Raw genomic sequence first — 18,429 nt, forward strand, 5'->3', positions numbered from 1 at the left:
GACCCCCGCGAGTTCACCTGCTGTTATCTGTCACAACAATCGGATCGATCGTGGCTCGATCTCCCCACGGAGAGAATTCCGCTCCGCGGTAGGAGAAGCGTCGTTGCGAAACTGCAGCCGTGACCGCGGGCACCCCGGGGCCCCGCGAGGCGAGGTCGCCGTCGTTTCGCGCCGCGCGACACCGCGAAAAGTGATCTGCCCCACTGTTTCGCATGGCAGGAAGGTACCGGCAACCGACAAATGATCGGACGATTCCCGTGACACCGGGAAGCCCACAGCGAGGTCCCCGATGGCCGGACACAGCACAGCGCGGCACGAAACCATACCCGCCGCTGTGATTTCAGGGGGCGTCGCGAACACCGGCGATGTGCTCCACCGCCTGCGAGAAGACCACGTCGAGCATCGGAGCCGTCACTCTGCCGGTGAAGGTGTTCTGCTGGCTGGGGTGGTAGCACCCGAAGATCCGCAACTCGGCCAGGTTCACGGTCACACCGTGGCCGAAGGGCGTCCGGCGAGGTGGAAGGGGGTAGCCGGCCGCGCGCAGCGCCGGCCACAGCGCGGTCCAGGCGAATCCGCCGAGCACCACGATCGACCGCAGCGTCGGTCGCAGGAGTTGCAGGTCCCGGACCAGCCAGGGGCGACAGGTGTTCCGTTCGTCCGGGGTCGGCTTGTTCGCCGGCGGCGCGCAGCGGACCGCGGCCACCACCCTGCTGTCGATCATCTCCTGGCCGTCTCCCACCGCGACCGAGGTCGGCTGCCGAGCCAGGCCCGCCCGGTGCAGCGCGGCGAACAGCCAGTCCCCACTGCGGTCACCGGTGAAGATCCGACCGGTGCGGTTCCCGCCGTGCGCGGCCGGCGCCAGCCCCACGATCAGCAGCCGCGCGTCGGGCGGACCGAACGAGGGCACCGGCCGGCCCCAGTACTGCTGGTCCGCGAACGCCGCCCGCCTGACGGTCGCGACCTCCTCCCGCCACTGCACCAGTCGGGGACAGGCGCGGCAGACCGAGACCCGGGCGTCAAGCTCGGCGCAGTCCGCCGCCGTCGTCGCGAGCTCGACGACGCCGGTCGCCGTGGCGGCCACCGGTGTGGCCGCCGTGGCGGGGTCGTTCGGCCACCCCGCCCCCGGGGCGGCCGGTTCGGCACCCGTACCAGCCGCCCGGTCGTCCGGTCCGGCGTCGACGGCCATGGTCCCAGCCTGCCGGCTGGGACCGGTCACCGTGCGCCCGACTCGACCACGCCACCGAGAGAAAGCGCGATGCCGTCCAGAATGTCCCGCTCGCTCGCGATCACGGCGGAGGTACCGGACCGCTCGAGGAGCGTCCGCAGCACCAGCGCACCTGCCGCGATGACGTCGACCCGACCCGGGTGCATCACGGGCAGCACCGCCCGTTCGGCATGGGTCATCGCGACAAGGCGTTCCGTCACGGCCGCCACGTCGGCCGCCGAGGTGACCATCAGGTGGATGCGATCGGCGTCGTAGGCCGGCAGGTCGGCCGCGAGCGCCGCGACCGTGGTCACCGTGCCCGCCACACCGACGAGGGTCGCCGCGCTGGTGATCGGCACCACCCGCTCGGCGACGTCGAAAGCCGCGTTCACGTCCGCGACGATCGCGGCGACCTGTGCGGGGGTCGGTGGGTCGTCGTGCAGGTGGCGCTCGGCCATCCGGACGCAGCCCACGTTCACCGAGATGGACTCGCGTGCCCCGCTCGCGTCACCCAGCACCAGCTCGGTGGAACCACCGCCGATGTCGGCGAGCAGGATCGGTGTGTCGACAGCGTCGAGGTCCCCGATCGCGCCGGTGAAGGAAAGCGCCGCCTCCTCGCCACCGGTGATCACCTCCGGATCGACCCCGAGGATCGAACGGACGCCGGTTACCAGCTCAGCACGGTTGCGGGCATCCCGGGTGGCACTGGTCGCGACCATGCGGACCCGCGTCGCGCCCAGCCGGTCGATCTCGTCCGCGTAGTCGCGCAGCGCGGCGAAGGTCCTGGCCAGCGCGTCCGGTGCCAGTTCACCGGTGCGGTCGACGCCGGCTCCGAGACGGACGATCTCCATCCTGCGGGTGAGCTCACGCAGCCGCGCTCCGGAACCCCCGGACTGTTCGTCGACCTCCGCCACCAGCAGGCGGATGGAGTTGGTGCCACAGTCGATCGCTGCGACGCGACTCATCCGGCGGTCCCCTTTCGTCCCTGGCCACCGCCCGCCGCACCACCGGGCGAGCTCGCAGGTTCCTCCGCACAGGATGCGCGCTCGAGGTCCACACAGGGCCCGCGGGCCCCCCAGTCAGCCAGTGCGGCGAGAGCCTCGTCACCGAACGGATTGACGCCGGGACCGACGGCCAGGCTGTGCGCGACCAGCACATGCAGGCATTTGACCCGGTCCGGCATCCCACCGGCGCTCGGGTTCCCCACGAGCACGCCGTGGGCATCGCGGCGGGCCAGGTAGTCGCGGTGCGCGGCACTGTAGGCGCGCGCGAGGTCCGGGTCGGTGGCCAGCCGGGCGGTCATCTCCCGCATGACACCGGAGCCTTCCAGGCGGGAGATCGCCGCCGCGGCCCGCGGACAGGTCAGGTAGAACAGGGTCGGGAAGGGCGTTCCATCCTCGAGGCGCGGCGCCGTCTCGAGGACGTCTGGCAGCCCGCACGTGCAGCGGTGGGCCACACCGAGCACCGCACGTGGCACCCGCCCGAGCTGACGGTGCACGATCTCGGTCTCGGCCCCGAGCCCCGCGGCCGGAGCGGACCCCGACGCCGCCCCGTTCCCCGACGCGCCGCTTCCCGCCGTGTCACTTCCCGCCGTGTCACTTCCCACTGAGCCGCTCACCGCTGCGCCGCCGGGGTCGGCGTAGCCGGCTCGGCAAGCTGCGACCAGAGCTGGTTGTACCAGGACTGGCCGCCCCCGCCGCCATCGGCGCCCGCGTCGGGCTCCGGTGTCGGCTGGGGGCTCGTCTGCATCAGGTACGTCTTCTCTCCGGGCAGGACGTAGTGCAACCGGCGGCGCGCCTCGTCCTTCACCCATTCCGGATCGTTGTAGCGCGCGACCTCCTCACGCAGGTCGTCGACCCTCGTCTGGCGCTGTGCGTTCGTGCGCGTCAGCTCGGAGATCTTCGCCTGCTGCTGCAGGTACAGCCGCAGTGGGTAGGCCAGGGTCAGGACCAGGACGCAGATGACGATGGCCAGCAGGGTGGCCCTTGTCGTCAGCGCCCTCCGCCGGAAGGGCATTCGGCTCAGCGGGCGGTCGTCGCCCGCCGCGGGAACGCGCCGGCGCCCGCGTACCGTGCCGCGTCGTCGAGCTCCTCCTCGATCCGCAGCAGCTGGTTGTACTTCGCCACCCGCTCGCTGCGTGCGGGGGCACCCGTCTTGATCTGGCCGCAGTCGACCGCGACCGCGAGGTCGGCGATCGTGGTGTCCTCGGTCTCGCCGGAGCGGTGCGACATCATGCAGCGGTAGCCGTTGCGGTGGGCCAGGCTGACGGCGTCCAACGTCTCCGTCAGGGTGCCGATCTGGTTCACCTTCACCAGCAGCGCGTTGGCCGCGCCCTCGGCGATGCCGCGGGCAAGCCGCTCCGGGTTGGTGACGAACAGGTCGTCGCCGACGAGCTGCACCCGCGAGCCCAGCCGGGTGGTGATGCTCGCCCAGCCGGCCCAGTCGTCCTCGGCGAGCGGGTCCTCGATGGACACGATCGGGTACGAGTCGACCAGATCCGCGTAGTAGTCGATCATCTGGTCGGCCGACCGGCCGGTGCCTTCGAAGGTGTAGGAGCCCTTCTCGAAGAACTCCGTCGACGCGACGTCGAGCGCCAGCGCGATGTCGTCACCCAGGCTGAAGCCCGCCTTGTCGACGGCCTCGGCGATCAGGTCGAGCGCCTCCCGGTTCGTCGGCAGGCTCGGCGCGAAACCGCCCTCGTCGCCGACGCCGGTCGCCAGGCCCCGGACCTTCAGCACGCTCTTCAGCGCCTGGTAGATCTCCGCGCCCCAGCGCAGCGACTCCGCGAAGGTGCCGGCGCCGATCGGCGCGATCATGAATTCCTGGATGTCGACGTTGGTGTCGGCATGCGCGCCACCATTGAGGATGTTCATCATCGGCACAGGCAGCAGATGGGCGTTGGGCCCGCCGATGTAGCGGAAGAGCGGCAGCCCGCTCGCGGCCGCGGCGGCCCTGGCGACGGCCAGGCTCACACCGAGGATCGCGTTCGCGCCCAGCTGCGACTTGTCGGGCGTCCCGTCCAGCTCGATGAGGCGCGCGTCGAGCAGCCGCTGCTCGGTGGCCTCCATCTCGATGATCGCCGGACCGATCCGGGAGATGACGGCGTCGACCGCCTTCGTGACGCCCTTGCCGCCGTACCGGTCGCCCCCGTCGCGCAGCTCGACGGCCTCGAAGGCGCCGGTGCTGGCTCCGCTGGGGACAGCGGCCCGGCCGGGCGTGCCGTCTTCCAGAACGACCTCGACCTCGACGGTGGGATTGCCTCGCGAGTCGAGAATCTCGCGAGCTCCGACAGCCTCGATGGACGGCACGAGCACACCTTTCGATGGGACGCTACCGGGGCACCGGCGCGGGACGGATCCTGCTTGCGGCACTGAATCTTTACTGAGACTGCTGGTTGCGATCTTTACGGAGACTGCTGGTTGCGAAGACTGCTGGTTGCGGAGCACCCGGGGACGAGCGACGCCGTCCGGACGAACCGGTCGGTGCGAGACTACCGCCGCGGCGCGTCGGCGCGTCGCCTCCCGGTCGCGCCACGCTGACGCGGACGCCGTGTCCGTCGCCGGTCGGCCGCGTCAGGAATCCGCCCGGCGTCGCACACATCACCTCGGTGGGCAGCCCCGATGGGGGGTGGCCCAGGCCTGACCGGAGCTCGACCTGTGCGGAGAATTCGGCGGCGGTCCCGAAGCCGCGGCTTGAGGATCTGCGGATCTTCGTCGTTCCAGAGGCTCTCCCGGATTGGCGCCGGTCGAGATCTCTGGTCGGTGGACGGGACGGTTCGCACTCCACGAACGCGCCCGGACCTCCGCGTGCCCGAGAGGCCAGCGACCCGGCGGCCCGGCGGCCCGGCGGCCCGGTTTGACGAGTCGCAAGAGTGAACGATTCTGGTCGTTCCGACGACCGAAATCCTTCTTTCTTGCGGGCCGCCAGGCGACTATGAACCCTTTTTGCCCCGCTTAAGAGCGAATTTGCCGGCGCTGCGCGGGAGGTGCGGGATCCTCGATGAGTGCCGTGCGGGTGGGTGGGTGGGTGGGGTTCGCCCTCCGCCAGCGCGGCTCCGCCAAGCCCATGCCGGTGCCCCGGATCCGCCGCGTCTCGGGATTCCGCCGCGGTCCCTGGAAGGACCAGAAATCCCCAGGCCTTGCCTGGCAGCAGCGGCAACTCGGAGCCCCGGCCTGGTCACACGCGCCGGGTCGACGAAGATCCCCGGATCTTCCTGCTCGTCCCATCGGAGCTAGCGGACGAGCCCCACGGGAGGCATCAGCAGCGGCCCGTGGACGGGCAGCCCCGCCCGCGCGGCGAGCGGCGCGAGCGCGCCCCAGCCGCCGGCGAACCCGTCGGAGCCCACTGACAGACCACCATGGGCGCCACCGACCGCGCCGAGCCCTGCAAGCGCGCCGAGCCCTCCGAACACGTCGAACGCGGTGAGAACACCGAGAACTCCCCGGATGCCGGGGACCCCGAAGCTCGCCGCGGTGCGGGCGGCCGCCGCGCCCGGCTCCTCGCTGGACTTCGGGGTGCGCAGCCGGTCCAGCACCGACGGTTTCGGGGTGAGCCGCACCCGTGGGGTCTCCTCGGCCGGCAGGCCGGCCCGGGCCCAGGCCAGGTCGATCGCGTGGGCCAGCCCGCCCAGCTCGTCGACGAGGCCGTGGCGATGGGCGTCGGCGCCCGTCCAGACCCGCCCGCGGGCCAGCTCGTGCGCCTCGGCGGGCGACATCCGCCGGGCCTGCGCGACCTTGGCCACAAAGTCGGCGTACACCCGGTCGAGGAACTCCTCCAGCTTCGCCCGCTCGGCCTCGGTGAACGACTGCCGCGGGGACATCATGAGCGCGTTCTCGCCGGCGGCGACCGCACCGAAGCCGATCCCGACCTTGCCGAGCAGGTCGCGGACGACCTGCTTGCCGCCGAAAACTCCGATGGAGCCGGTCAGCGTCCCCGGGTTGGCAACGATCAGATCACCGCCGAGCGCGACGAAGTAGCCACCGGAAGCCGCGACGGCACCCATCGAGACGATCACTGGACGCCCGGTGGCACGAAACCGTTCGATCTCTCGACGGACCACATCCGAGGCCACATACGAACCGCCGGGGCTGTCGACGCGGAAGACCGCGGCGGCCACGGAGGAGTCCCGGGCCGCCGCCCGGAAGGCCGCCGTGACCGCGTCCGCCGCGAGGACCGGCCCCCCGAACGGCAGCGCCGCGGACCCCAGCACCACCGGGCCGGTGCCGTGCACGAGTGCGACCACCGACGTCCGCGGATCGATCTCCGGTGGGACCACATTCGGATCACCGCCGGCCGCCGCCCCCGCCCCGCCGTCCGCCGCCGCGGCGGCTGCTGCCTTTTCCGTCGCCGCCACCGCCACCGCCTCCGGCGTCGCTGCGGCCGGCGTCGCGGCCGGACCGGTACCCGACCGCCACCGCGGCCGATCGCTACCGGACTGCCCCGGCAGCACCGGCAACGGAAGAGCCGCGGCAAGGCCCCGGGCCCTGCGTACCGGGGAGGCCTCCCGGCGCACCTCGGCACGCCGGTACGCCCAGACGTACATCAACGTCGGTTCGACGCCGCCGTCACCGTCGGCATCGGATCCGACGCCGGACGTCCCGGCGAGCTCACGCGCCCGCGTGCGCACCTGGTCATAGGCCTCGTCCCGGTAGCCGATCCGGTCGACCAGGCCCGCCTCCAAGGCGGCCCGCCCGGACATCGGGGCGTCATCGATCATTCTTCTGACCTGGTCAGGCGACAGCCCTCGACGTGCCGAGACCTCCGCCACCACCTGTTCCGCGCACGAGTCGACGATCCGCCCGAGTGCCTCGCGGTGCGCCGGGGTGAAGTCCCGCTCCACCAGCGTGTTGACCGCGTTCTTGTACTCGTGGCGCTGGCCGATCTCGACACTCACCCCGAGCCGGTCCAGCGCCTCCCGCAGGAAGGGCGTCTCCATCGCGACGCCGGTCAGGCCCAGGTCTCCGGGTGGCGCGAGCCAGATCTCGTCGAACGCGCACGCCAGGTAGTAGGCCACCGTGCCGCCACCGAACTCGCCGAAGGTGTCGGCGTAGGCGAAGGTGACCCCGCCGGAGGCGCGGAACTCGGCGACCGCGTCGCGGACCTCCTGCACCCGGGCCAGCGGCATCCCGCCAGCTGCGATGTGTGCGACGAGCACCTTCGCCCGGTCGTCCCGCGCGGCGCGACGCAGCCCGTCGACCACCTCGCGCAGGGACGGCCGCCGGTGGGCGACCGCGGCGGTCAGCGGGTCCGCGGGCACGCCTTCCACCAGGTCGGAGGTCAGGTCGAGCTCAAGAATGATCGGGGCGGCGCGCCGCCGCGCGAAGCGCTGGATATCGGCCACTGCCTGCCTGGGCGTTCCAACCATGGTTCGAGGCTAGTGCGATGCCTGCGAACCGGGGATCTCCCGCGGCCGGAGCGTTCAGGATCCCTCGTACGAAAGGCCGTTCAGGATCCGGCGGCGGAAGGCTCCGTGGTCGCCGACGGCGCGGAGGCCGCTGTCGGCGCGGAGGCCGTCGTCGGCGCGGTGGCCGCCGATCGCCACAGCGCACTCCAGCCAGCCGCGTCCAGCCCACGCGGCTCGACACCGCGTTCCAGCGCCGCGTGTTCCGCCCGGGCCAGGTTGTCCCGAAACGACCGGGCACGCCCGCGCAGCGCGGATTCGGCGTCGACGTCGAGAGCGGCCGCCAACGCCACGGCGGCGAACAGGAGGTCGCCGATCGACCGCTCGGCGACGGCAGGTCCCGCGCCCGGATCGGCGTCGAGGCCCCGCGCCAGCTCGGCGACGACCGCGGTGAGCCCCGCCGAACCGGGTGCGGCCACCGGGGCCACCGGAGCAGCCGGAGCAGCCGGAGCAGCCGATGCTCCCGGAGCTGGCGAAACAGCGGGAAGGGCCAGGTCGAGCGGGAGACCCAGCTTGCCCGCACGCCGCAGCAGCTTGGCCGTCAGGGACAGCGCGGGCGCGGACAGGGGCACCCCCTCCGTCACCGACTTCCGGTTCTTCTCCGTCGCCTTGATCGCGTCCCAGTTGGTGACGACCTCGTCCGCGCCGGAGACGGCGACGTCGGCGAAGACATGGGGATGGCGCCGGATCAGCTTGGCGGACAGCCCGGCCGCGACATCGTCGACGTCCCAGCCGCCCGGATCGGCCTCGGCCGCCACCCGCGCGTGGAAGAGCACCTGCATCAGGACGTCCCCCAGCTCCTCGCGGAGCTCGGTGAGATCGCCGTCCTCGATGGCCTGGTACGCCTCGTACGCCTCCTCCAGCAGGTAGGGCGCCAGCGAGGTGTGGGTCTGTTCGGCGTCCCAGGGACATCCGCCGGGCGAGCGCAGCCGGTCCATGACGGCGACCGCGTCCAGCAGCGCCGATCCGGGCAGCTCACGGGTCGCGACGAGCTCGTCGACCCGGGCGGGCTGGTCAACCCGGGCGCCGACGACGACCTCGGTGCCGCCGACGGCCTCGGTGCCGCCGACGGCCTCGGTGCCGCCGACGGCCTCGGTGCCGCCGACCGCCGCGAGCAGGGCCCGGTCGACGGCGTTCGGCGACACCGGATCCAGCAGCCACGCGACCCGGCCGGACGTCCCGGCAGCGGCCAGCAGCCCGGCAAGGGGGCCGGCGCCGCCGGCCGGGGCCTCGGCCTGGCCGGCGGCGCAGCTCTCGATCTCGCCCTCCACCAGCACCGACACCTCGACACCGGCCTCGCGCAGCGCCGGAGCCTGCGGGTGGTCGGGGCAGGCCGTCCAGACCGCGGCCGAGCGGAGCAGATCCCAGGCCGCGGCCGTGAGCAGGCCCGGCGCGACCCGGGCGCTGGTCGAGACCAGCGTGATGTGTGCGGTCATGTCGGACGCCTGCGCCCTACAGCGTCAGCTCGGCCGTCGAGGCGACCGGCTCCTCCGTGGTGGCGATGGTGCCCGGCGCCTCGTCCACGACCGATTCCTTGGCGTTCCATTCCCCGAAGCGGGGGTTCACCGAGACGCCCAGCCGGTTCGCGGTGTCGGTCAGCACCGGCTGGATCTTCGCGTTGCGCTCGTCGGAGGCCAGGAACCGCTGCAGGTACGGCCGGGCCGCCTCATAGGTCAGCGGCAGCTTGCCGTACTGCTGGACGAGGCCGTCGTACTGCGCGCGGGCGTAGTCCGGCGAGGCGAGGGTGGTCGGCGCGACCTTGTCGGCGATGGCGAACTCCAGCGCACCGACCCGCATCGCCGTCAGGAGATCCTCCTTGGCGTAGCCGAGCGCGGCGGCGTTGGTCTCGAACTCCTTGACACCGCCGTAGCCCAGCACCGCGCTCGCCTGGTAGAAGGCGTTGAGGTCCTGGTCGCTCACCGTGACCCCGAGGCTCTTCGCCGCCGACTCACGCACCTTGAGGTCCACCAGCATGGTGATCGTGCGGCGCTGGAGCGCCGTACGGGTGAGGGTCTGCGCGGTCTGGGCGGTCTCGGCCGCGGCCAGGCCGCGGTCGACGATGCCGCGCACGGTCGAGGTCTCGATCGTGCTCGACCCGACCTGGGCGGCCGCACCGGCGTGGGACGTGCATGCGGTACCTGCGAGGCCGGTGAGCACGGCGAGCCCGAGCCCGGCCAGAAGACGCGGAAACTTCACAGCAGTGACCGTATCCGCTCCTCGGCCCAGAAGTGTATGTGGCTGCCTTCGGCCGCCCCGGACGTCCGCCCGGGACCGCCTCGGACGACCTACCGGCTGGCCGCCGCGGCGATCGAGTCCCCGGCGACGGCGTCGAGCAGCTGGCCGACCCAGGCCAGCAGGGCCCGGTCGCGCAGCGGGCGGGACCCGATCCGGCCGGTCTCGGTCGGTGCCGGGACCAGCACCGTCTTCACCGCCGGCTTGACGACGGAGCCCTTGTAGAGCCGGTTCAGGCGCAGCGTCTGGCTCTCCCGCAGCTCCAGCGGGGCGATCCGGATCTGGCGCCCCGCGACGGTGATCTCGTTGACGCCGTACCGGCGGGCGAGCACCCGCAGGGAGGCGACCGCCAGCAGGTTCTCCACCGGTTCGGGCAGCGGACCGAACCGGTCCGTCAGCTCGCCGCGGACCTCGTCGATGTCCGCGGCGGTGACGGCCGCGGCGAGCCGGCGGTAGGCGTCGAGCCGCAGCCGCTCGCTGGGCACGTAGTCGTGCGGCAGGTTCGCGTCGACGGGCAGCTCGACCTTGACCTCGATCGGCTCCTCGACCTCGCCCTTGTACTCGGCGACGGCCTCCCCGACCATCCGGACGTACAGGTCGAAGCCGACCGAGGCGATGTGCCCCGACTGCTCGCCGCCGAGCAGGTTGCCCGCGCCGCGGATCTCCAGGTCCTTCATCGCCACCGCCATGCCGGCGCCGAGGTCGTTGTGCTGCGCGATGGTCGCGAGCCGGTCGTGCGCGGTCTCCGACAGCGGCCGGTCCGGCGGGTAGAGGAAGTAGGCGTAGGCGCGCTCGCGGCCACGGCCGACCCGGCCGCGCAGCTGGTGCAGCTGGGAGAGCCCGAAGTTGTCGGCCCGCTCGACGATCAGCGTGTTCGCGTTCGAGATGTCCAGGCCCGACTCGACGATCGTGGTGCAGACCAGGACGTCGAACTTCTTCTCCCAGAAGGAGACCATCACGCCTTCGAGGGTGTCCTCGTTCATCTGGCCGTGGGCGGTGGCGATGCGGGCCTCGGGGATCAGCTCACGCAGCCGCGCGGCCGCCCGGTCGATGCTCTCGACCCGGTTGTGGATGTAGAAGACCTGCCCCTCGCGCAGCAGCTCCCGGCGGATCGCCGCCCCCACCTGGCTCGGGTCGTAGGCGGCGACCGAGGTGAGCACCGGATGGCGCTCCTCCGGCGGGGTGTCGATGGTCGAGAGCTCCCGGATGCCGGTGATCGACATCTCCAGGGTTCGCGGGATCGGGGTCGCGCTCATGGTGAGCACGTCGACCGCGGTCCGCATCTTCTTCAGGTGTTCCTTGTGCTCGACCCCGAACCGCTGCTCCTCGTCGACGATCACCAGGCCGAGGTCGGAGAACTTCGTCTCACTGGAGAACAGGCGATGGGTGCCGATGACGACGTCCACCGTGCCGTTCGCGAGGCCGTCGAGCACCGCCCGCTGCTCGGCGGCGGAGTTGAACCGGCTCATCGCCTTGACCACGACCGGGAACGGGGCGTACCGCTCGGCGAAGGTCTGGTAGTGCTGCTGGACGAGCAGCGTGGTCGGGACGAGGACGGCGACCTGCTTGCCGTCCCCCACCGCCTTGAAGGCCGCCCGCACCGCGATCTCGGTCTTGCCGTAGCCGACGTCGCCGCAGATCACCCGGTCCATCGGGACGGGCTTCTCCATGTCGGCCTTGACCTCGTCGATGGCCGAGAGCTGGTCGGGGGTCTCCCGGAACGGGAAGGCGTCCTCCAGCTCACGCTGCCAGGGCGTGTCGGGGCCGAAGGCATGGCCGGGCGCCGCCATCCGCGCGCTGTAGAGACGGATCAGCTCCCCGGCGATCTCCTTGACCGCCTTGCGGGCCCGGGTCTTGCGCTTGGCCCAGTCCGCGCCGCCGATGCGGTCCAGGCTCGGGCCCTCACCGCCGACGTAGCGGCTGACCTGCTCAAGCTGGTCGGTGGGGACGTAGAGCCGGTCGCCGCGGGCGTACTCCAGCAGCAGGTACTCGCGCTTCGCCCCGGCCACCGTGCGGGTGACCATCTCGACGTAGCGGCCGACCCCGTGGGCGTCGTGCACGACCAGGTCGCCGGCGGTCAGCGCGAGCGGGTCGATGCCCTTGCGGCGGCGGCTCGGCATCCGCCGCATGTCCTTGGTGGTGACTCCGCGGGCGCCGGCCAGGTCGGTCTCGGTGAGCACGGCGAGGCGCAGCGTCGGGCTGATGAAGCCCTGGCCGAGCTGGGCCTGCGTCACGATGGCCACACCGGGCACGACCTCGCCGTCGGCGGCGAGGCGGGCACCGAGATCGGCTTCCCGCATCATCTCGACGAGCCGCTGGGCCGGCCCGTGCCCCTCGGTGACGAGCAGCACCCGCCACGAGTCGGCCAGCCAGCCCTTGATGTCCGCGGTGGCCCGGGCGGTGTCCCCGAGGTAGGTCGGCGCGGGACGCAGGCTGGCGACGACCGTGTCGTCGCCGTAGATGTCGTCGTCGCCGGCCGCCTCCGAGGCGAACGGGCTGACCGACCACCAGGGAATGCCCAGCTCGCCCGCGCGCTCGCGGGCCTCGGCGACCGACCGGTAGGTGGCCGCGCCGAGGTCGATCGGCGCCCCGCCGCCCAGCGCCGCGACGCTCCAGGAGGCGTCCAGGAACTCCTGGCTGGTACGCACCAGCTCGGTGGCTCTGCTCCGCACCCGCTCCGGGTCGCAGACGAGGACCCGGGAGCCCTGCGGGAGCTCGTCCAGCAGCAGGGTCATCTCGTCGACCAGGACCGGGGAGAGTGCCTCCATGCCCTCGACCGGGATGCCCTGCGCGATCTTGTCGAGCATGTCGACGAGCTGGGGATGCTCCTGTGCGAGCGCGGCGGCCCGGGCCCGGACGTCGTCGGTGAGGAGCAGCTCCCGGCACGGCGGGGCGAACAGCAGCGGCGCCGGCCTCGGCCCGGCACCGCCCTGCTCGGAGGCACTGCCCTGCCCGGTGGAACTGCCCTGCCCGGTGGAACCGCCCTGCCCGGGGGCACTGCCCTGCTCTGGCAGCGCGCGCTGGTCGGCGACGGAGAAGTGGCGGATGTCCTCCACCTCGTCCCCGAAGAACTCGATTCGCAGCGGATGTTCCTCGGTGGGCGGGAAGACGTCGAGGATGCCACCGCGGACGGCGATCTCACCGCGCCGTTCCACGAGGTCGACCCGGTGGTAGGCGATGCCCACGAGACGGGCGGTCACCTCTTCCAGGTCGGCGCTGTCCCCCTTCGCCAACGCCACCGGTGCGAGGTCACCGAGCCGGGCGACCTGCGGCTGCAGCACTGAGCGGATCGGTGCGACCACAACTGCCAGCGGCTCGGCCCCGTCCACCCCCGGATGCGCGAGCCGCCGCAGCACGGCCAGTCGGCGCCCGACGGTGTCGGCACGGGGGGAGAGCCGCTCGTGTGGCAGCGTCTCCCAGCTCGGATACACGGCCACCCGCCCCGCGCCGAGCAGGCTCCCCAACGCCTCGGTCAGGTCGTCGGCCTCCCGCTCGGTGGCGGTCACCACCAGCACGGTGCGGCCGGCGCCGGCGAGCGCCGCGGCGGCGAACGGCCGCAGCGCGGCGGGACCCGCCAGGTCCAGCACGGGCTCGTCCAGCGAGGCCAGCGCGCGGGTCAGCGCCGGGTCGCCACCTGGGCGGGCTACCAGCGCGTCAAGCAGCGGCGCGAGGGTCATGTGATCCGTCCCGTGCCTCTCGGAGTGAGTCGATTTCCAGTCTCAACGAATCCGGCGCCAGCGGACCGGGTCGCCGAGCGACAATCCGTGCGACCGCGGCTCAGTGCGGCCTGGCACACGCTGACTGCTACAACAGCCCCCCGCCGGGCGATATTGCCGCCGCGGGCGACAACCGCCTCTCCGGGCGGGAGACGGGACATGGGCCACCGTCACGGGGTGCGACCGGCAGCCACCGACAATCCGGCCGGTGTGACAACCCGGCCGGTGTGACCGCGGCCGATGAGACCTGGCCACCCCACGTACCGGGCCCCCGTACTGTTACCCAGACACCTGTACCCAGATCTGAGGCGCCCTCCGGACGACACCGACACCGACCTGCATCCCGGGCAGCGGGATCGTTACGACCAGCTTACGGCAGGGTGCTCGGGCGAGTTGCGGGCGCCGAACCACGGATGGACGTACAGTCATCTGACGCCCGGTTTGCCACCGGCGGCAAATACTGACGTAAGGGTCGACTTGTCCACCACGCGGCGTCGCGACGTCCACCAGATCGGGGATGTCGCCGAGCGAGTCGGGCTGTCGCTGCGCACCGTGCGGTACTACGAGGAAGCCGGCCTCCTCCTCCCGGTCGGCCGCACCGTGGGGGGTTTCCGCCTCTACGACAAGGATGCCGTCGACCGCCTCCTCCTGATCAAGAAGATGAAGCCGCTCGGCTTCACCCTGGAGGAGATGCGCTCACTGCTGGTCCTGCGGGACGAGCTCGCGCAGCCGGACCTGCCGGCCCAGCAGCGGGCCGAGCTGCAGGCGAGGCTCGCGACCTGGGTGGCGCTCGCCGAGGAGAAGCTGATCACACTGCGCCAGCAGGTGCAGGTGGCGGAGGCCTTCGTGGGCGGGCTGCACGACGACGCGGAGCGTTCCTCCGGCGCGACCTGAGTCGCCCGGAGCCCCGGCTCCAGCGGCCGGCGAGCTGGACGCCGCCGGCCGCATTGGCATTGCCAGCGGCCGCCGGTGCTACCAGAGGCTGTTGTACATGGACGCCGAGGCCGGATGCATGTTGGGGTTGACCAGCGACGAGTGGACATCCCCGCTGTCGCCTTCGTTGAAGTAGGCCTCATACGCGAGCGAACCGGCGTACTGCTGGAAAACGGAGTACATCTGCTGGATATAAAGCGGGTTGTCACCACCCGCGGCTCCGCGCCCGCCGGCAACGGTGTTCAGGGCCACGACACCCCACTCGGGCACCGAGAAGAGCTTGCCGTGCTGCTGCGCGAAGCGGATGACGTCGCACAGGCCCTGGGGAGCGTTGCACTGGTCGGTGAAGTCCTTGACCGTGTGGCTGGGAGGGTACTGGTCGTAGCTGTCGATGCCGATCACGTCGACGTAGCTGTTACCCGGGTAGACGCTGTAGGCGTCGTAGTCCGGGCCGTGCGCGTTGAGGTTCCAGTCGATGCGCGCCGCCGGGGCCGCCGATTTGATCGACGACGAGGCGTTCTGGAAGCACTTCACGTAGGCCGTGGGATTCGCGCCGGCGTACCAGCCGAACCATTTGCCGTTGAACTCCCACCCGAGCCGGACGAACGAGTCACCTCGGCCCTGGTTGACCAGCCACCGGCCGAACTGGCGCCATTTGGCGTTGTAGTCGCCGGCGGCGCAGGAGGTCATGTTGCCCACATCCGGAAAGAGCGGAACGCTAACCACGAGTGTGCCGGGATATGAGGCGAACACGCGCCCCATCCAGGGGTTCACAACATCGTCCCAGTCGGCGCGGTCGGTGTAGGTGACAACGACGTCCACCGGGCGATCCCGGAACTGCGCCCAGGCGTTGACCTCGGCCATCGTGTGCGCGGCCAGACCGCTCGGGAAGAGCCCGTCCGTCGCCGCCCGCGCCACCGGCCCGGTGGCGGGCGCCGCGACAGCGGTTCCGGTCGGGGCCGTGCCCGGAGCGGCACCTGGCGCCGAGGCAGCCACCGACCCCGCCGTGGGTGCCGGTGTCTGCGTTTGTGTCTGCGCCGTCAGATTGGTGGCCGAGACGTTTTCCTGCTTGTGCTGGGCGGGGCCCAGAATCCAGGCGACGAGGGCGAGTACCACCGCGACGACGACCAGAACCACGGGAATGTAGGGATGATTTCCCGACCTCGCACCCCAGTGTTCGATGATCCAGTCGGTGATCCGGTTCGGCAGGGCCTGGTCGGCAGCCGGCTCGGCGAACGCTCCGGCGCGAGCCTCCCGGCCCCGGTCACCGCCACGCTCGGCGGAAGAGGCCACGGGAAGGATCCCGTCCAGCGAATCGTCGGCCGTCCTTCCACCCCGGGCCGAATCTGTGCCGCGCCGGCGTCCGGTCGCCTTCGACGTGTCGGCGGCGGGCCTGGCTTCCGGCGTGGGATTCGACCGCACCGGCGGCATGATCATGGTCGCTCGGCCGGACTCCTCGCGGCCCGGATCCGGCTGGGAGACCGAGCCCTGCTCACCGCGGAACGGCCGCGGCAGCTCACCACGAACAAGGCGCTGGGTGCCCGTGTCGGGGCCGACGGCGTGGTCCGCGCCGCGGGCCGGCAGGCGGTCCACCGGCCGTGTCCCGCGGTCCACCGGCCGCGGACGGGCTGCCCGCCCTTCGGCGCCCGCAGACCGCTCGTCCCCGGTCCGCCGGTCGGCACTGAGACGCCGGTCGGAGGCGCCACGTCGCCGGTCGGACCGGTCAGGTCCGTCCGCGGCGACCTCGCCAGACCGGAACCCGTCTGCCTGGCCACGTAGGCCACCGGCACGACGCCTGTCATTCCCGTTCCGGCGATCGCCTGCCCGCCGGCGGTCGTCGGAGTCCTGTCGATCGGCTTCGGTGCCAGCCCGGCCCGCGGTGCCGTCGCCGCCGGGGGCATCGGGGTAGGGGGCGACCGGCGACGTCCGTGGCCGTCGCCGTGCCGAACCACCCCGGGCGGCCAGCAGATCCGGGTCGAACCCGGCATCCGAGCGCTTGTTCTCACGGGCCGAGGCCCGGCGCGGCGACTCGTTGCCGCGACGCGACCCGTTGGATGACCGGTCCACCGAGGGCCGCCCAGCGGCGGAACCACCGCCGCGTGGCACCCGACCCGCGGACGCACTGTCGTCGGCGGCAACGGGCAGGTCCCGGGCCGACGCGGGACGCGGGCCACCGACCGGTCGCGCCCCGTGGTCGTACCGCTCGTCAGACGGCACGGAATCCACCCCCACGAGCAGCAGCGCACCGGACCCGCAGCCACAGCAGGTCAGTCCGTTTACCGAACGTAAATAGTTCGACCGGAAGCACGGATCTTACCTCCCGGCCGACGTAAGAAGATGAAGGTATAGCCCCGGGCACTCTCCGCAGCAGGGTGCCCGCAACACGACGGCAGGGGGCGCGGTGCGGCCTTCCTCCCGGGACATCCGACAAACCGTAACAAGTCCTCAGGCGCCCCGGGGCAAAGGGATCCTGGAACCGGCCTTACAACAAGGTCCACAACAACGCTGACGTGAAGGTCGACAACGCCGGCGTCACCCGGCCGACGCACCGGCCGGCACCCGCTGGCCGCGCTTCGCCGTTCTTGTCCAGGGTCCACGGACCCGCGGACCAGTACTGAAGGCCCGTGGACCAGCACTGAAGGGGCGGTACGGTACCGTTGCCGCGTCGCGCCCGCATGTTGACGATCGAGGACCGCTCCCAACCAGGCGACGACACGATCACACGCGCGACCGAACACGCGAACTGAACACGTGAAAGACAGTGGGCCAGGAAACACCGCGGACCAAATGGAAGCCGCCGCATCCCGACCCGCCGAGTGACGGGCCACCGAGTGACGGGCCACCGCCATCCGCGCTCCTCACACCTCCGGTGGGCTACGTGAGCGCGACGACCTTCCCAGCGGCACAGGACAGTCCTTCCCTGCACCGGGTGGGGCTGGTCGGGGGCAGCGGACCTCCTCGCGCAGGGACGTCACGCCAGGCGCAGGGGGCTCGCCGGGCCCGGCCGCGGACTGGTGAGCCATCCATCCCCGTGCCCGCCGGGGCACTGACACGGGAGACGCGACAGCCTTGACGACCGACACGACCCGACCCGCCGCCGCGGCCGACTCCGCGGGCCTCGACCCACGTGACATTCCTGTCGTCATCCTCTGTGGCGGCATGGGCACCCGGCTGCGCGAAGCCAGCGAGAAGCTTCCCAAGCCCCTCGTCGACATCGGCGGGAAGCCCGTGCTGTGGCACATCATGAAGACGTACGAACACTACGGATTCCGCAAGTTCGTTCTGTGCCTCGGCTACAAGAGCGACCTGATCAAGAACTACTTCCTGGCCTATCGCCAGCAGGTCGCGGACTTCACGCTGAAGCTCTCCGACGATCACACACCGCAGTTCCACAACACCGCCGGCGACGAGGACTGGGAGGTCACCTTCGCCGAGACCGGGCTGCTGACCGGGACGGGTGCCCGGCTGCGGCGGGTGGCCCAGTACCTGACCGCCCCCCGCTTCATGATCACCTATGGTGACGGGGTCGGCGCCATCAACGTGGCCGACGTCCTCGCCGACCACGTCCGCTCCGGCCGGATCGGCACCGTGACCGGCGTGCGGCCCTCCAGCCGTTACGGCGAGCTCGTCACCGAGGGCAACGCGGTGACCCAGTTCGCCGAGAAGCCCCCGGCGACCGGGTGGGTGAGCGGTGGTTACTTCGTCTTCGAGCGCGAGTTCGTCGACAAGTACCTCGACGACGACCCGTCCACCATGCTCGAGCGCCACCCGCTGCAGCAGCTCGCCCGCGACAACCAGCTCACCCTGCACACCCACGAGGGGTTCTGGATGGGCATGGACACCTTCCGCGACTGGACCGAGCTCAACCAGCTGTGGGACGCGGGTGCCGCGCCGTGGCGGGTCTGGGCCGACTGAGCAGGCCGAGCCGACTGGGCCGGCCGAGC

General features: G+C 71.8%; 12 protein-coding genes. 2 read left to right on the forward strand and 10 right to left on the reverse strand.

Annotated features, from left to right (window positions below):
* Positions 1-340: 340 nt before the first annotated feature.
* The 9 genes from ACG83_RS07315 to mfd form a co-directional block, all read right to left on the reverse strand.
* Positions 341-1,186: a uracil-DNA glycosylase gene (locus ACG83_RS07315; protein WP_054565242.1), complete on the reverse strand. Its 846-nt coding sequence runs from the start codon at positions 1,184-1,186 to the stop codon at positions 341-343.
* Positions 1,187-1,212: 26 nt separating this feature from the next.
* Complete coding sequence (locus ACG83_RS07320; RefSeq protein WP_054565243.1) at positions 1,213-2,169, reverse strand: Ppx/GppA phosphatase family protein; 957 nt, start codon at positions 2,167-2,169, stop codon at positions 1,213-1,215.
* Positions 2,166-2,810: a DUF501 domain-containing protein gene (locus ACG83_RS07325; RefSeq protein WP_369812857.1), complete on the reverse strand. Its 645-nt coding sequence runs from the start codon at positions 2,808-2,810 to the stop codon at positions 2,166-2,168. The genes ACG83_RS07320 and ACG83_RS07325 overlap by 4 nt, the downstream gene beginning before the upstream one ends.
* 8 nt (positions 2,811-2,818) lie before the next feature.
* Positions 2,819-3,220: a septum formation initiator family protein gene (locus ACG83_RS07330; RefSeq protein WP_054565244.1), complete on the reverse strand. Its 402-nt coding sequence runs from the start codon at positions 3,218-3,220 to the stop codon at positions 2,819-2,821.
* 5 nt (positions 3,221-3,225) lie between these two features.
* A complete protein-coding gene (gene eno, locus ACG83_RS07335; protein WP_054565504.1) occupies positions 3,226-4,512 on the reverse strand; it encodes a phosphopyruvate hydratase in 1,287 nt (428 codons plus the stop codon).
* A 923-nt stretch (positions 4,513-5,435) separates the two neighbouring features.
* Entirely contained in the window at positions 5,436-7,568 is a 2,133-nt protein-coding gene (gene sppA / locus ACG83_RS07340) for a signal peptide peptidase SppA (RefSeq protein WP_054565245.1), read from the reverse strand.
* Between the two features lie 80 nt (positions 7,569-7,648).
* Complete coding sequence (locus tag ACG83_RS07345; protein WP_054565246.1) at positions 7,649-9,040, reverse strand: MazG family protein; 1,392 nt, start codon at positions 9,038-9,040, stop codon at positions 7,649-7,651.
* Positions 9,041-9,056: 16 nt separating this feature from the next.
* On the reverse strand, positions 9,057-9,800 hold the full coding sequence (locus tag ACG83_RS07350; protein WP_054565247.1) for a hypothetical protein: 744 nt from the start codon (positions 9,798-9,800) through the stop codon (positions 9,057-9,059).
* An 89-nt stretch (positions 9,801-9,889) separates the two neighbouring features.
* The gene (gene mfd / locus ACG83_RS07355) at positions 9,890-13,513 is read right to left on the reverse strand and encodes a transcription-repair coupling factor (protein WP_054565248.1); all 3,624 of its coding nucleotides are present in this window, start codon (positions 13,511-13,513) and stop codon (positions 9,890-9,892) included.
* A 516-nt stretch (positions 13,514-14,029) separates the two neighbouring features.
* On the opposite strand from mfd, the gene ACG83_RS07360 reads away from it, so the two are divergent.
* Positions 14,030-14,446 carry a MerR family transcriptional regulator gene (locus ACG83_RS07360; RefSeq protein WP_054565249.1) on the forward strand — a complete coding sequence of 139 codons (417 nt, stop codon included), beginning with the start codon at positions 14,030-14,032 and terminating at the stop codon, positions 14,444-14,446.
* Positions 14,447-14,524: 78 nt separating this feature from the next.
* Here the strand turns inward: ACG83_RS07360 and ACG83_RS46515 are convergent, their stop codons facing one another.
* Entirely contained in the window at positions 14,525-16,702 is a 2,178-nt protein-coding gene (locus ACG83_RS46515) for a glycosyl hydrolase (protein WP_054565250.1), read from the reverse strand.
* A gap of 852 nt (positions 16,703-17,554) precedes the next feature.
* On the opposite strand from ACG83_RS46515, the gene ACG83_RS07370 reads away from it, so the two are divergent.
* Positions 17,555-18,400 carry a sugar phosphate nucleotidyltransferase gene (locus ACG83_RS07370; protein WP_054565251.1) on the forward strand — a complete coding sequence of 282 codons (846 nt, stop codon included), beginning with the start codon at positions 17,555-17,557 and terminating at the stop codon, positions 18,398-18,400.
* Positions 18,401-18,429 lie beyond the last annotated feature (29 nt).

The sequence above is a fragment of the Frankia sp. R43 genome, from assembly GCF_001306465.1.
GTDB classification, from domain to species: domain Bacteria; phylum Actinomycetota; class Actinomycetes; order Frankiales; family Frankiaceae; genus Parafrankia; species Parafrankia irregularis.